The 14,478-nt window shown below is 58.0% G+C and carries 12 protein-coding genes; 5 read left to right on the top strand and 7 right to left on the bottom strand.

Annotated features, from left to right (window positions below; all coding sequences use genetic code 11):
• Positions 1 to 123: 123 nt before the first annotated feature.
• The 4 genes from VGC62_RS18055 to VGC62_RS18070 form a co-directional block, all read right to left on the bottom strand.
• A complete protein-coding gene (locus VGC62_RS18055; RefSeq protein WP_331188442.1) occupies positions 124 to 2,862 on the bottom strand; it encodes a TonB-dependent receptor in 2,739 nt (912 codons plus the stop codon).
• A gap of 203 nt (positions 2,863 to 3,065) precedes the next feature.
• Positions 3,066 to 3,467, bottom strand: coding sequence for a biopolymer transporter ExbD (locus VGC62_RS18060; protein WP_331188443.1), 402 nt, complete (start codon positions 3,465 to 3,467; stop codon positions 3,066 to 3,068).
• Positions 3,467 to 4,174 (bottom strand): MotA/TolQ/ExbB proton channel family protein, encoded by a 708-nt coding sequence (locus VGC62_RS18065; RefSeq protein WP_331188444.1) that lies wholly within the window; start codon positions 4,172 to 4,174, stop codon positions 3,467 to 3,469. The genes VGC62_RS18060 and VGC62_RS18065 overlap by 1 nt, the downstream gene beginning before the upstream one ends.
• A gap of 52 nt (positions 4,175 to 4,226) precedes the next feature.
• On the bottom strand, positions 4,227 to 5,036 hold the full coding sequence (locus VGC62_RS18070; RefSeq protein WP_331188445.1) for an energy transducer TonB: 810 nt from the start codon (positions 5,034 to 5,036) through the stop codon (positions 4,227 to 4,229).
• A 1,223-nt stretch (positions 5,037 to 6,259) separates the two neighbouring features.
• Between VGC62_RS18070 and VGC62_RS18075 the strand changes: the two genes are divergently transcribed.
• The gene (locus VGC62_RS18075) at positions 6,260 to 7,372 is read left to right on the top strand and encodes a DUF2817 domain-containing protein (protein WP_331188446.1); all 1,113 of its coding nucleotides are present in this window, start codon (positions 6,260 to 6,262) and stop codon (positions 7,370 to 7,372) included.
• Positions 7,373 to 7,375: 3 nt separating this feature from the next.
• Here the strand turns inward: VGC62_RS18075 and VGC62_RS18080 are convergent, their stop codons facing one another.
• A complete protein-coding gene (locus VGC62_RS18080) occupies positions 7,376 to 8,209 on the bottom strand; it encodes an NAD-dependent protein deacetylase (RefSeq protein ID WP_331188447.1) in 834 nt (277 codons plus the stop codon).
• Between the two features lie 440 nt (positions 8,210 to 8,649).
• Entirely contained in the window at positions 8,650 to 9,417 is a 768-nt protein-coding gene (locus VGC62_RS18085) for an MBL fold metallo-hydrolase (RefSeq protein ID WP_331188448.1), read from the bottom strand.
• A 204-nt stretch (positions 9,418 to 9,621) separates the two neighbouring features.
• Between VGC62_RS18085 and VGC62_RS18090 the strand changes: the two genes are divergently transcribed.
• Positions 9,622 to 10,641: a branched-chain amino acid aminotransferase gene (locus VGC62_RS18090; protein ID WP_331188449.1), complete on the top strand. Its 1,020-nt coding sequence runs from the start codon at positions 9,622 to 9,624 to the stop codon at positions 10,639 to 10,641.
• Between the two features lie 116 nt (positions 10,642 to 10,757).
• Here the strand turns inward: VGC62_RS18090 and VGC62_RS18095 are convergent, their stop codons facing one another.
• Positions 10,758 to 11,621, bottom strand: coding sequence for a LysR family transcriptional regulator (locus VGC62_RS18095; RefSeq protein WP_331188450.1), 864 nt, complete (start codon positions 11,619 to 11,621; stop codon positions 10,758 to 10,760).
• Positions 11,622 to 11,755: 134 nt separating this feature from the next.
• On the opposite strand from VGC62_RS18095, the gene VGC62_RS18100 reads away from it, so the two are divergent.
• From VGC62_RS18100 to VGC62_RS18110, 3 genes are all read left to right on the top strand, one after another.
• Positions 11,756 to 12,928, top strand: a complete 1,173-nt coding sequence (locus tag VGC62_RS18100) for a mandelate racemase/muconate lactonizing enzyme family protein (RefSeq protein WP_331188451.1) — start codon at positions 11,756 to 11,758, stop codon at positions 12,926 to 12,928.
• 141 nt (positions 12,929 to 13,069) lie between these two features.
• Positions 13,070 to 13,423: a hypothetical protein gene (locus VGC62_RS18105; protein WP_331188452.1), complete on the top strand. Its 354-nt coding sequence runs from the start codon at positions 13,070 to 13,072 to the stop codon at positions 13,421 to 13,423.
• A gap of 101 nt (positions 13,424 to 13,524) precedes the next feature.
• Positions 13,525 to 14,013 carry a hypothetical protein gene (locus tag VGC62_RS18110; protein ID WP_331188453.1) on the top strand — a complete coding sequence of 163 codons (489 nt, stop codon included), beginning with the start codon at positions 13,525 to 13,527 and terminating at the stop codon, positions 14,011 to 14,013.
• The last annotated feature ends 465 nt before the right edge of the window (positions 14,014 to 14,478 follow it).

A 14,478-nucleotide genomic window follows, 5' to 3' on the forward strand; every position in this document is an offset into this window, starting at 1 on the left:
CCTTGCAAAGCCCTCGAAGAAAAATCCCCCGACCGGGGAAGGTGGACGAGACCTATAAGCCGGGGGCGCGATTTCGCAGAAGGACCCAGACGCGCCGGAGCGGAGCGCGTCTCGGGGTGTGGCTTAGAAGTGATAGTTCATGCGGGCGAACAGCGTGCGGCCCAGAGGGTCGGTGTAACGCGGATCGTAGCCAGTCTGGAAGTTGTCGGTCTGGTTGGAGAACGGTGGATTGCGGTCAAACATGTTTTTCATACCTACGTCGATGTCCAGCGCCTTGTCGAAGGTATAGCCCGCCGACATATCCCAGACGGAGTAGGAGCCGACCGTGGAGTTAGTGCTACGGTCCTGATCGTAGTAGCCGGTGGTGAAGCGGTTGGTAATCGAGGCACGGTAAGCACCCAGGTTCCAGGTGCCGACCAGATTGTGCTTCCAGCGCGCAGACACGCCTGTGCCCTGATAGTCGCCTACACGGTCGATGTACTCACCTCCGATGGTTTCTTGATAGTCGTAGCGGCTGACATACGTGCCCTGCAGGTTGGCGCCGAATTGGCCGTAAGGCGTGTTGGGGAACAGGTAATCGAGGCTGACATCGACGCCATTGGTCTTGACCTTGCCGAGGTTGGCCAGGCCGGTGACGATGTGGTCGATGGAGCCATCGGCAGCGCGCACGATGCGGTCGGCATACAGGTCAGGGTTTTCGAACACCGAGGACTCGGGAAACTCTTCGATCTGGTTGGCGATCTTTATCCACCAGAAGTCCAGGCCCATCGACAGATTGCGCACTGGCTGGTAGACGAAGCCCAGGGTCACGTTGCGAGCGGTTTCGGGTTGCAGGTCTTTGTTGCCCCCGGTGCGGTTGTAGAATTGCAGGCCGCAGTCGCGCCCGGCATTGCCGCCAGGCTGGACGGTGCCACCGCTGCACAGACGAGGGTCGTTGTATTTGCCGACGCTGTAGGTGGTGTAGTTGGGGTTGTTCAGCTCATACAGGGACGGCGCACGAAACCCTTCGCTGTACGCACCTCGAACCACCAGTTCCTTGAACGGTTGGAAGCGGAACGAGTATTTAGGGTTGGTGGTACTGCCGAAGTCGCTGTATTTGTCGTGACGTACAGCCGCCGACAGTTCGAGGCTGTCCAGTACCGGAACGTTTAGCTCGGCGTATTGCGCTTGAATGCTTCGGTCGCCCGATACGCTGGCGTTAGGGTCGACACCGAGGCTGTCCACATCGCCCGCGAAGTCCTCGATGGACTGGTGGAATTTTTCTTTACGGTATTCGCCACCCAGCGCGATCCCGGACTCACCGGCGCCGAACCAGTTGCCGATTTCCCGGCTGATGCGTCCGTCCAGCGCGCTGACCCGACCCACCGCCGTGCTGTAGGCACCGTGGTATTGGTTGGCGTCGATGTAGGCCTGGCCTTCGGCGGTTTGCGGGCCGAACGGGTTGAGGATACCGTTGGTGATGCCATTGGTCAGTGCCGAATCGCTGGCATAGCCTCCGACCAGGCTGTTAATGACCTTGCTCTGGTTGTATGAAGCGCCAATGTTGTAATCCCACCCGGATACAGTGCCGTCAAAGGCCAGCAGCAGACGCTGAGCAGTGTTTTGGTCCTTCTGCTCGCGGTCACCGGCGGCTGTCTCACGCCAGCGAATATCCACTGGGTCGTTCGGGTCTAGGATGAAGTTGTTCGGTAGTGGGGTAATGCCATTGCCTGGGTAGAACGGCGAGGAGTTAGGCACGCTGACACCCGTCAGCGGAGCGGGCGCTACGGTGCCGGTATTGTTGTTACGAGCCCAGAAGTATTCGAGGCTGACGTTGTGATCGTCGGCGAGTTTGCCGGTAGCCCTGCCGAAGAACGAGGTTTTCTCTGTCTGTGGAATCAGATCGATGGAGTTGCGGGTGCTGTAATTGCAGTTGCCCTGGCCGGGGATCAGGTTGGGGCCATTACAGTTACTGGCCGACAGCGGATTGGTGCTTGGGCCGCCGTTCTGGCTATAGTTGGCCGGGAACGGCGTAGGCGAGGTCGAGTCCAGACCTCGACCTGGCACGTAATCTTTGGCGAAGGTGCGGTCGTTAGCGTCCAGGTTCTGCTGAGTGGCGTAGTTGAAAACACCCATCACGTTGAAGCGATCCTGCTCCAGGTCACCAAAACCCCAGCTGCCGCTCATGTCTTTGCTGCCGCCACCGCCGCTGGCATCGGCCATGCTGCCACCGAGTGACAGGTTGCCCTCGGTCAACGATTTTTTGGTGATGAAGTTGATTACGCCGCCGATGGCATCGGTGCCGTAAAGCGCCGATGCCCCATCACGCAACACTTCGACGCGATCAATGGCGGCAAACGGGATGGTGTTCAAGTCGACGGCGCCACCTTGTGAGTGGGTGCCGGACATGGAGTTGTTGGCCAGCCGACGGCCGTTTAGCAGGATCAGCGTCTTGTTGGCGCCGATACCGCGCATGTCGGCAAACGATGCACCCCCGGTCGCACTGCCGATAGAGCCTGCCGAGTTGTCGATGGAGTTACTGCCGGTGATGCGCGAGACGATTTCGGCAGTGGTAGTCACACCCTGTTTTTTCAGGTCTTCGGTGCGCATGATGGTAATCGGCACTGCCGTTTCCGCATCGACTCGGCGAATCGCCGAGCCCGTCACTTCAACCCTTTGTAGTTGTGTGGTTGCTGGCGCTACGGCGGCGGGTACGGCAGCCTCACTGGCTGGAGCGGATTCGCTGCCGGGGCTGCCATCAGTACTTTCAGCTGCATGGGCCGAGGTCATGCCAACAGCCAGCGCGCAGATCAATGCACGCGGATGCCGTTGGATCGCCAGGACCAGTGGCTTGAGGGTAAAACCAGGAAAATTCATCAGCATGGTAATTTCCGACTTATTCCAGATGTTATTGAAATGGCCTTGTGAGCCCTCGTTGCTCCGACACGGTTGTGGCGGTCGGGAATCCAGTTTTTTCAAGCAAGCCGCTCCCCTCCATGCGCAAAAGGCGCGTGGACGGCTGGTATCACGGGAGTTCGGTAATAAGGGCTATGCCAGTGGCGAAGCCCTTGAATCGGGGCGCTATGTCATTTGGAGGTCATCACGGAAATTTTCGTGATACCGGAGCGCTCGATCGACGCCATGGCCTTGGCCACCTGGCCGTAATTCACGTTAGTGTCGGCCTGCAATTGCACGCGCACCTCCGGGTCCTTGGCCTTGACGTCCTTGAGGCTGACCTCCAGCGACTCCGGTGCGACCTCGGTTTTGGCCAGGTAGAACTTGCCGTCCTGATCGACGCTGACCACCACCGGGTCCTTCTTGTCGGCTGGCGCAACGGCATCGGTTTTTGGCAAGTTGACCTTGATCGCGTTGGTCATCAGCGGCGCAGTGACGATGAACACCACCAGCAACACGAGCATCACGTCTACCAGCGGCGTGACGTTCATTTCGCTGAGCACTTCATCGCTGTCTTGAGTTGAGAAGGACATTAGCTCGCCTCCCGTACGGCCTGCGCGTGCTTGCTGGCAATCGGCTGGCGATTGACCGCGAAGGCGCTGCGTTGGGCGAGGGCATCGAAGTCATGGGCGAAGTCGTCCATGTCGGCCACGGCCAGCTTCAGTCGACGCAGGAAGAAGTTGTAAATCAGTACCGCGGGGACAGCAACGGCGATACCGACACCGGTGGCGATCAGCGCATGGCCAATGGGGCCTGCGACTGTTTCCAGGCTGGCCGAACCGCTGGCGCCGATGCTTTGCAGCGCTTCCATGATCCCCCAGACCGTACCGAACAACCCAATGAACGGCGCGGTGCTGCCGATACTGGCGAGGATCGCCTGTCCGGCTTCCAGTGCGCGGCGTTCCTTCTGGATTTGCTGACGCAGGTTGCGTTCCAGTCGGTCGGAACGGTTGATGGTGTGGGCCAGTTGTTGAGTGGTGTGCGGAGTGTCTTCAACGGTCATGGCTTCGAAACCGCTGTTGGCGATGCGTGCCAGGGACCCTGGATACTGCTCGGAGTGTTCGGCGGCAGTGAGTAGATCTGGTGCGGTCCAGAACGCTTTGGTGAACTGTTTGTTCTGGGTTTTCAGTTTCAGGTACTGCGCGGACTTGATCAGTAACAGCCCCCAACTCAACACCGAAAACACCACCAATGCCCAGAGCACGCCAGGGACAATCATCGAAGAGAGCGATTCGTTCATGGTTACACCTCACCAGCTATATAAAGAGTTGTCAGTCGTTTGCTTGCTGCCGTCATTCGGGCAACTTGAAATCAATGGTTTGTGTCGCAAAGCCTTCAATCGGGGTGTCGCCGCGTTTGGCTGGAATGAACTTCCAGTTGCGCACCGTTTCCACTGCCGCGTCGTCCAGTACTTGTTTGCCGCTGGACTTGGTCACTTCGACGCTGCCGGCGCGACCGTTGGGCAACACCTTGATGCGCAGAATCACCCGGCCCTCCATGCCTTTGCGCAGTGCTGCGCCGGGGTATTGCGGTGGCGGGTTGCCCAGGCTTGCCAGCCCCGATATCGCAGCTGACTCCTTCACCGGCGCAGCAGGTGCAGCGGGTGCCGAAGGCGCTGGCGTTGGCGCAACTGCGGGTGGCGCCGGAGCGCTCGGTGCTTGAGGCGTCCGCGTCGCGGGTGGCGTCGGCTTTTTCACCGGTTCTGGTTTCTTCACTGGCGTCGGCTTCTCGACCTTGGGCTTTTCCACCGGTTTGGGCGGTGGTTTCAGCGCGTCAGGGTCTTCCACCGGTTGCTCCGGCTCTGGCGGCGGCGGGGGAGGAGGTGGCGGTGGCTCCGGGGCTGGCGGTGTCGGGCTGGTCAACTCAACGGTCATCTCCGGTACTTGCGGAGCAACTTCCGGCACGTCGGTTTTTGCAGTTTGCATATACCACCAGATCGCGCCGTGAATAAGTACGGAGGCAGCAATCAATATCAACACTTGCGGCTTATTGAGGCCGCCAGGGCGAGAGGTATTTTCCTTGAAAGGGATACCTTGCCACGTCTTATAAAGTTCCTCCGAAGAGGCGGCGGGCAGTGCTTTCATCTTTACCGCATCATTCATTAAAGCTCCCCCGGGTAGTTGAAGGGCAATAAGGTTCCGTTCAAACATTTCGTGAATGTTCGAATGCGTAGGGTTTGCACTTTTATAAGGTGCAAAACACCCGTGAGCGGACACGTGGATGTCAGCCCTTTATCGGAAGTTAACTCACAGTTTTAGTTATGGAGACGGCATCACTATTCCCTGGATTTTTGTTGTGTACGACAAGGTACGAATATGTTCCTGATTGGTTACATAGCAACCGCTATGCCAGCAATCCCCATGCTAGAGCCGTTACGCCTGCCATTATCGATAAATGTCGCATTCCTGTACCTTTTTTACGAATTGACGATTAACCGAAGTGGGAACGTATCCGAACCATCGGAGCCCCTATAAAAACAAGGACGAGACTACCCGGCAGGCAATGTACGAGAACTTCGCAATGGCCAATGTTTGTTGCTTCAAAGTGTCTTGCACCAAAGATGTCTTTGAAGTCTTGATTTGGTGCATGCGTCTATTAACTGTGCATGTTCAGTCTTCCCATTAATGAAATTAACGTGACCGATGAGTCACGGGTATGTATGAGTATTTTTCTAGGGGTGAGCAAATACGATCAGTCATGAAGTGATGACTGTTGAGTATTTGTTGTAACTGTCTCTACGGAAATGTCCCGTTTTTATAAGGTGCTTACGTTGTCGTGAGTGTCCCTCAAGGGTCACGGATAAATAGCAAGCCGCGGTTTGGACGCAGCGCCAAAAATAAAAAGAACAAAAAGCGGACGTCAGTTCACTCTTTGATCAATACCTGTAGAGAATCAAAAAATCAGACGTAGACGCCTGGGGATGACGGGGGCGTTCGAGTCAGGTCCAGGCCAGCGCTGGAGAGCACCGAGGGGAGCAGCCGTGCGGCGGGGAAAAGCAGGTTGAGCGGAGTGTGATGGGGTAAGGGCACATGATGCACGAAACGAATTCCTTATCGTTGGACGCGGACTTATGGTCGCGGCTTGCACTGTTATGGACAGGGTACTGTCCGTTTATTTGCACATTGGTGCGGGGTGAGCACTCAATGTACGCAGTAACACTTGATTTCACGGGGTTTGCAGTGGTCGCTTTGTGGTACTCGCGTTCCACAAGAAAGAAATGTGCCAAAAACATGTCTTTTTGTAACATTTTTTATACGCCTGCCGTTTGACGCAGCATGGCACGTCCTACAATGCCAGCGTCGCCATTCGCCTAACGAGAGCCTTCATGACTACGTTATTCCCTGACAGCCCCGGTTATCGCCACCTGCGTGAGCAGTTTCTGTCTGCCGCCCAGGCGGTGGGTGCTCAACTCACGGCACATCAGCATCCACTCAAGGGACCTTTTGGTGAGGCGCTGTACACCGACGTCGCCTGGCTCGGCGCTCCGGACGCCAAGCGCGTGTTGGTGGCATTGAGCGGCACCCATGGCGTAGAGGGTTATTACGGCTCTGACTGTCAGACTCGCTGGTTACAGACGTTCAGCGAGCGCACGTTGCCCGACGATGTAGCAATCCTGATGATTCACCTGATCAACCCGTGGGGCACGGCCTGGATGCGTCGGGTCAACGAGGATAATCTCGACCAGAATCGTAATTACCTGGACTTCAACAAGCCGCTGCCTGTTAATAAAGCCTATCGGTCGGTGCATGAAATCTACGCTTGCAACCAGTTACAGGGTGTTGAACGGGAGCGTGCGGACGCGCTGTTCGATCAGCAGATCGAGCGACAAGGATGGTCTGCGCTGATGTCGGTGGTGGAGGCGGGGCAGTACGAGTTTGTCGACGGCCTGTTTTACGGCGGCACCGCACCGAGCTGGTCGAACCTGACCTTGCGCAGCATCATCGACACGCACCTGAAAGAGGCCGAAGTGGTGACCTGCTTCGACTTGCACACGGGGGCGGGCGATTACGGGCACCCGATGTTGATGAGTATCGTTGAGTCAGCGTATCCGGCGCTTGAAGATGCCCAGGCGCTGTTCGGTCCCTGGTTGTTCACGTTGGTGACCGGTGCTAACAAGGTCAGCGAAACCGGTGTTGCCGCGACGTCCACCGGTTATACCTCGCAGATGCTGGTGGATGCGTTACCACAGGTCTATTTGATGCCCTTCGTCATCGAGTGCGGGACGTATCCAGGGGCGGTGGTGCATGCGCACCTGCGTGATGATCATTGGCTGCACTTGCATGGCGACCCGTGCGATGCACTCGGCCAGCGGATCAAGCGTGGACTGCTGGAGCAGTTTTATCCGGCGGACCCGGACTGGCAGGAGATCGTTTGGGTGCGTACGCGACAAATCTGGGAGCGCGCATTGGCGGCGTTGCCAGCCATCAATAGAGGCTGATGTTCAACGAATCAATTGTTCGGCCAAGCGTGGCAGCAGTTGTTCGCATGAGGCTTCAACCTTCATGTCCAGCAGATTGTCTGCCCGGGTTTTGCCGATGTTGATGGCGATCAACGGCTTGCCCTGATCAATCGTGGCTAGACACAAGCGAAACGCCGAGTACGCCATCAACGAGGAGCCAATTACCAACAGCCCTTCAGCCTGTTCAACGCCGAGCAGGGCTTTGGCGGCGGTCGGTGGGGCGACATTCTCACCAAAAAACACAACATCGGGTTTCATCCGGTCGCCGCCGCAATAAGGACAGTGCGGCACCTGGAAATGGCGTTCAAAAGCCTCCTCCAGCAGCGTGTCGCCGTCTGGAGCCTGCGTTGCATCGACGCCCGCCAGGTATGGATTCTGGGTTTCGAGGGTGAGTTGAACCGCATCGCGTTCGGTGCGTCGCCGACAGTCCAGGCACACCACCCAATGCAGGCTGCCGTGCAGTTCGACCACATCGTGGCTGCCGGCCTGATCGTGCAAGGTATCGACGTTTTGGGTGATGACGCCCGTGATGATCTGATGCGTCTGCAATGTCGCCAACGCTTCATGCGCCGCGTTGGGCCGCGCCATTCGGACCCGAGGCCAGCCGAGCATCGCTCGCGCCCAATAACGCTGACGCGCCTCGGGGGCATTGAGAAACTCCTGGAACATCATCGGCTGCCGACCGCGTCTTATGCCGTCGCGGTCGCGATAATCAGGGATGCCTGACGAGGTGCTGATGCCTGCGCCGGTGAGCACCAGGAACGACTTGTCGTGCATTAGTTGTAACAGTGTGTCGAGCTGAACGTCGGTGGACATGCGCGGGTCTCCTAGTGGGCAGCGAAGGCGGTCGGGCAAACAGATGTAGCGGATTTAACGACCTCTCGCGAATGAATTCGCTCCTTGCGTGTTCTGGCCCTGAACCCCCATGTGGGAGCCGGGCTTGTCCCGCGACCGGCGGGGAACCCGTCGTAAACCTGCGCACGCGGTGTGACTGCCAGACCGCGCGCACCCGGTGTACTGCCGCTGCGCGCCAAGTCGCGGGACAAGCCGCACTCCTACAGCTGATCACCCACCACATTGAAGACATACGCCATCCGCAGTGGTGAAGCATTTGATACGGCCACGCTTTTCAGCAAAAACCACCGGCTGAAAGCTTGACCGGGAACAGAGTATCTACAGGATCGTGTGCGCCAGATCGGCAGCGATGAGGCATTTGCGGGCAGGTCTCGCTCCAACAGGTCATCGGTCATTGCGAGTCAATCGAATCGTCGTAAATACCCATCGACTAACTCCACCAGCCGCCCGCGACCGAAACTCTTGCCATGGCCGCCATGCACCACTTGCACGGGTAACTCCCGTAGACGCCGCATCGTGCGCACATAGTCGTCGAGATTGGAGTGGGCGAAGTTGTCGATCAACTCGCCGTCATAAATAGCATCGCCGGAGAACAGCGTCTGCGTCGAGGCTTCCCACACGCCGATGCTGCCCGGCGAATGGCCGGGCAGGTGTAGCACTTCAAAGTGCCGATTGCCCAGGTCCACCACGTCGCCTTCTTCCAGGGTGCGCGTGACCGTGGCAGCCTTGAGCCGCCATGTATCGAGATCATAATCGGGAGACGGCAAGGCGCTGATGATCGGACCGAAGCCTTGATCGCCGAGCGCGGGCAGGGTGTAGTCATTTGGGTCGAATCCGGGTTCGACCAGGGTGAAATAGCCATTGGCACTGCGCAGACCGTCTGCTTCAGCCTGATGCACCAGGCATTCGTCGAACTCGTGATGGCAGCCAATGTGATCCAGATGAACATGGGTCGCCAACGCGCTGACCCGCTGTGCGAACAGGTTTTTCGCGGCATCGCGCAGGCTGCAGATGCCCATGCCGGTGTCCACCACCAAGTCCTGATCGCGGCCGCGTATGTGCCAGATGTTGCAGCGCAGCCATGGCGTCACATGGGGCTCGTCGATCCGCGTAATGTCGTTATCGATCTTCTGCAACGAGTACCACTGGTCGGCGACTTTTTTGAGCATGCGGGGGCAGCCTGTGATGAGAAGGGCGTCGCCCAGACTGTCACGAAGCGCTTGGGTTTGAAAAGGGAGTCTATCGGGCAAAAAATCAGTAATATGGCCAATCATCGGAGCAGGCTAAGGCTTGGACCGAGCCTTCAATACCATATTGTTGAAATGCCAGCCGCCGCACATGCCGGGCGTGCCAGCCAAGAGATAGAGGGTGTCATGGGTAACGAGAGCATCAATTGGGACAAGCTGGGTTTCGACTACATCAAGACCGACAAGCGCTATGTGGCGCACTGGACTGACGGCCAGTGGCACAAAGGCGAGCTGACCGAAGACAACGTTCTGCACATCAGCGAAGGCTCCACTGCGCTGCATTACGGTCAGCAGTGTTTCGAAGGCATGAAGGCCTACCGCTGTAAGGACGGCTCGATCAACCTGTTCCGTCCCGACCAGAACGCGGCCCGCATGCAACGCAGTTGCGACCGCCTGTTGATGCCCGGTGTTCCGACTGACATGTTTATCCAAGCGTGCAAAGACGTCGTGCGTGCCAACGAGCGGTTCATCCCGCCCTATGGCACCGGTGGAGCCCTGTACCTGCGTCCTTTCGTGATTGGTGTCGGCGACAACATCGGCGTGCGCACCGCGCCTGAATTTATCTTCTCGGTGTTCTGCATCCCGGTTGGCGCTTATTTCAAAGGCGGCCTGACTCCGCACAACTTCCTGATCTCCAGCTATGACCGCGCCGCGCCGCACGGCACTGGCGCCGCCAAGGTCGGTGGCAACTACGCCGCGAGCCTGTTGCCGGGCATCGACGCCAAAAAGCGCGGTTTTGCCGACTGCATCTACCTCGACCCGCTGACCCATTCGAAAATCGAAGAAGTCGGTTCTGCCAACTTCTTCGGCATTACCCATGACGACGAATTCATCACGCCAAAATCGCCCTCGGTACTGCCGGGTATCACCCGTCTGTCACTGATCGAACTGGCGGCGAGCCGCCTTGGCCTGAAGGTCACCGAAGGTGACGTGTTCATCGACCAACTCGACAAGTTCAAGGAAGCCGGAGCCTGCGGTACCGCAGCCGTGATCACTCCAATCGGCGGCATCAGCTACAAAGACACACTGCACGTTTTCTACAGCGAAACCGAAGTCGGCCCGGTGACAAAGCGCCTGTACGCCGAGCTCACCGGTGTCCAGACCGGCGACCTCGAAGGCCCTGCGGGCTGGATCGTCAAGGTCTGAAGTTGATCTGACAGCCTCTGCACAAGAGTCACTCTAAAAGACCACCGTCTGTCGACGGTGGTCTTGGGTGCTTTCATCCGTTGTCGCCATCATCATTCTGCTGTTGGATATCTGGGCTACAACTTCGCCCAAAAATCCTCGGCGAAATCACTCAAGGCAGCATTGGGGCGCAACAGGCGGATCTCCAAAGGAATATCCCAGCGCTGATCCAATGCGCGGATCAGCCTGCCGTCGGCTATTTCTGGTTCGGCCAGGGTGCGCGGTAGCCAGGCGAATCCCTTGCCCTGTCGGGCCATGGACAACAACACCGCTGCCAGGTGCGAGCTGAACACCGTGTGCAAGGGCGGCGCCTCTGTTTCCAGGCGCGCTGAAACGATGCGACCCAAACCTGACTCAGCGGTGTAGGCCAGGTGCTCAGGCGGCATTCCCTCCGTTGCAGGTCGTGCGTCCGACGCCTGTAACGGCACTAGCAGGTCGCTGCCGACGATTTTGGACTGGAACTGATCGGCGGTTAAACGCGGTGGTACGTCTGGGTGCTGATGGCAGAGTAAAAACTGTACTTCGCCGTCCAGGAGCATCTGCTCGCAGACTTTCATGTTGTCCGACAGCAGCCGAATGGCTTCGATAGGACCCGTGCGTTCGGTCGCCCGAAGCCAACTCGGAAAAAACGTGAACGACAACGAATGGGTCGCTGCGAAATGCAGGGTACGTGCCTGTTTACCTGCGACCTCTCGCGCTTCCTGGCGCATTTGGTACAGCCTGCGGGTCATGTCGCGCGCGTTGTCGAGCATGTGCTGCCCGGCATCGGTCAGGGTCGCGCCTTGGCTGGTGCGTTCGAACAGGTCGACGCCGACCCACGTCTCCAACGCGCGAATCCTGCGGCTGAAGGCCGGTTGTGTGACGTGACGCAGCTCTGCGGCGCGGGAAAAATTACCGCTTTGCGCCAGCGCGCTGAAATCTTCCAGCCAGAGCAATTCCATTGTGATGCCGTCCGCGCATAAGGTGCCGCGTTTTTAGCATTGGTCGCGACGAAACGTCCAGCCCTAGAGTGGTGCCATCCGATGCGGGAACAGACCCGTTATCGAAAACAACAATCAGCGCTACAGGAGTCACCATGCGTATCGTCGATATCCGTGAGAAAACCGTTTCCATTGCCTCGCCCATTGCCAATGCCTACATCGATTTTTCGAAGATGACCTGCTCGGTTGTAGCGGTGATCACCGACGTTATCCGTGATGGGAAACCGGTCATCGGCTATGGTTTCAACTCAAATGGTCGCTATGGCCAAGGTGCGTTGATGCGCGATCGTTTTCTGGCCCGCGTGCTGGAAGCCGACCCGCAAACGCTGATCGATGAAGAACACGACAACCTTGATCCGTTCGCCATCTGGAAAGCCCTGATGACCAACGAGAAGCCGGGCGGCCATGGCGAGCGTTCAGTGGCTGTAGGCACTATCGATATGGCGGTGTGGGACGCAGTCGCGAAGATCGAAGGCAAACCGCTGTATCGCCTGTTGGCTGATCGTTATCGCAACGGCGTTGCCGATGACAAAGTCTGGGTCTATGCCGCTGGCGGTTACTACTATCCTGGCAAAGACCAGACCAAGCTCAAGGTCGAGATGCAGAGCTACCTGGATCGCGGCTATGACGTTGTGAAAATGAAGATCGGCGCCGTGCCGCTGGACGAGGACCTGCGCCGCATAGAGGCGGTACTGGAAGTGGTCGGCGATGGTCAGCGCCTGGCGGTAGACGCCAACGGCCGTTTTGACCTGAAGACGGCGATTGCCTATGCCGAAGCGATCAAACCTTACAACCTGTTCTGGTATGAAGAAGCGGGCGATCCGCTGGATTACGCACTGCAAGCCGAACTGGCCAATCACTATGATCTGCCGATGGCGACGGGTGAAAATCTGTTCTCCCATCAAGATGCCCGCAACTTGTTGCGCCACGGCGGCATGCGACCTGATCGTGACTTCTTGCAATTCGATTGCGCATTGTCCTACGGCCTGGTGGAGTACCTGCGTACCCTTGATGTGATGAATGAGCTGGGCTGGTCCTCGCGCCGAGTGGTGCCTCACGGCGGTCACCAAATGTCGCTGAATATTGCTGCCGGGCTGCATTTGGGCGGCAACGAATCCTACCCGGACGTATTTCAGCCCTTTGGTGGTTTCGCCGACGGCATCAAGGTCGAGAACAGCTACGTCGGGCTGCCGGATATCCCGGGTGTGGGTTTCGAAGCCAAGTCCGCGTTGTACGCCGTGATGCGCGAGCTGGGCGAGGGCGCGTGATCTTCTAACGCCCAACGTTGTCCGCGCCCAGGGCACGCAATGGCAGTCTGGGGGAAAGAGTGGCGATTGCCTGGTAACGTGTCGGGCGTCGACGCTCCTCTCAGTGGTAGACTCTCGCCACTTCAGATGAGGAGCTAATACGTGCGCAAGATGGTCATGATGGTAGCGGTAGTGATGCTGGCGGGTTGCGACGGCGATAAATCGGCTACCCCCGCGGGGGTGTCAAACCCGCCACCTGCTGCCCAGGCAGCCCCAAGTGCAACAACGCAGTGGACGATCCAGGTCGAGCTCAAAGAAGCCCTGAGCGATATGGCGTACTGGCTTGTCGAGCACCACTATCCTTCATACGTGGTCAAGATCGACGGCAAGGAAACCATCATGATCGGTCCGTTTGCGTCTCAGGCAGCCGCTGAAACGGCCAAGACCGAGATTGAAGCGGCGATGGTCAAAGGGCATCGTTTATCCGAGTTGGAAATCATCCCGCCAAAGGCCTAAGAACTGCTATTCGTCAATGTCGCGCGACACCCGCTCGCGGTTGTGACACCCTCGATTCACGTGCCCGAATCACCGCGTACGTGAACGAGGAAATCGCCGTTATGGACGAGATTCAACGCCTTGGCGAATTATTGATCGCCAATCAACGCCACGAAGAACAGAAGCATGAGCAATTCCACGCTGACATCGCGCGCTGGGGAGCTAGCATTCTGGCGTTGTACGGGCAAATCGAGCAGTGGCTCAAGCCTCTGGTCGACGCAGGCCACATCCGTTTGGAGTTCGAACCGCACCTGGCACAGAGCAAGGGTTATCCCGACGAGCATTCACCTTTCCATACCCAGCGTTTGACGCTATCGCTAGTGGGTCGCCAGGTGGTGTTTGTGCCTGAGGCCATGGGCAGCCGCGCGATTGTATCGGTCGACGTCAGCGGCCTGAGCCTGCATGGTCAGGAGCAATTCACCCTGACACAGACCCTCGGCGCAAACGATTGGATGCTGAAGAAACGCACCGGCGTGAAAGAGTCAGAGCCGCAACTATTGACGGCGGACTATCTGGCGCGGCAACTACAGAGTTTGGTACCGCAGGTGTAGGCAGAATTGATCATGTAGGAGCCAATGTGTTGGCGAGGCGACCAAAGCGCCTGAGACGCCGCCTCGCGAACACGTTCGCTCCTTGTATGTGCGTTCTGGCCCTAAAGCATTTGCGCTGACAACTTGTAGGAGCAGGGCTTGTCCCGCGACCGACGGGGAACCCGTCGCAAAGCCTGCGTACAGGGTGTGACAGGCAGGCCGCGCACACAGGGTTTACTGCCGCTGCGCGCCAAGTCGCGGGACAAGCCGCGCTCCTACAGTGCGTTCTGGCCTTGATCCCACATTTCGGACATGCCCTGCCAGCTTGTATTCCTACCTAATCACCCCCCATCTTTCCTACAGAACTTTTTTCAACAACCTACAGCCCAAGTAATACAGGCCTTCGGAAAGATCACGCAAAAGCCGGAAACACTTGGCTGCTAGCCAGATGCCCAAGTGCTGTGCAACATGGCGCGCGTGCAATCC

This window comes from Pseudomonas sp. (genome assembly GCF_036404235.1).
GTDB lineage: Bacteria > Pseudomonadota > Gammaproteobacteria > Pseudomonadales > Pseudomonadaceae > Aquipseudomonas.

Coding starts and splice junctions, on each gene's coding strand:
- VGC62_RS18055 (WP_331188442.1), bottom strand. CDS start 2,862: ATGCTGATGAATTTTCCTGGTTTTACCCTCAAGCCACTGGTCCTGGCG.
- VGC62_RS18060 (WP_331188443.1), bottom strand. CDS start 3,467: ATGTCCTTCTCAACTCAAGACAGCGATGAAGTGCTCAGCGAAATGAAC.
- VGC62_RS18065 (WP_331188444.1), bottom strand. CDS start 4,174: ATGAACGAATCGCTCTCTTCGATGATTGTCCCTGGCGTGCTCTGGGCA.
- VGC62_RS18070 (WP_331188445.1), bottom strand. CDS start 5,036: ATGAATGATGCGGTAAAGATGAAAGCACTGCCCGCCGCCTCTTCGGAG.
- VGC62_RS18075 (WP_331188446.1), top strand. CDS start 6,260: ATGACTACGTTATTCCCTGACAGCCCCGGTTATCGCCACCTGCGTGAG.
- VGC62_RS18080 (WP_331188447.1), bottom strand. CDS start 8,209: ATGTCCACCGACGTTCAGCTCGACACACTGTTACAACTAATGCACGAC.
- VGC62_RS18085 (WP_331188448.1), bottom strand. CDS start 9,417: ATGCTCAAAAAAGTCGCCGACCAGTGGTACTCGTTGCAGAAGATCGAT.
- VGC62_RS18090 (WP_331188449.1), top strand. CDS start 9,622: ATGGGTAACGAGAGCATCAATTGGGACAAGCTGGGTTTCGACTACATC.
- VGC62_RS18095 (WP_331188450.1), bottom strand. CDS start 11,621: ATGGAATTGCTCTGGCTGGAAGATTTCAGCGCGCTGGCGCAAAGCGGT.
- VGC62_RS18100 (WP_331188451.1), top strand. CDS start 11,756: ATGCGTATCGTCGATATCCGTGAGAAAACCGTTTCCATTGCCTCGCCC.
- VGC62_RS18110 (WP_331188453.1), top strand. CDS start 13,525: ATGGACGAGATTCAACGCCTTGGCGAATTATTGATCGCCAATCAACGC.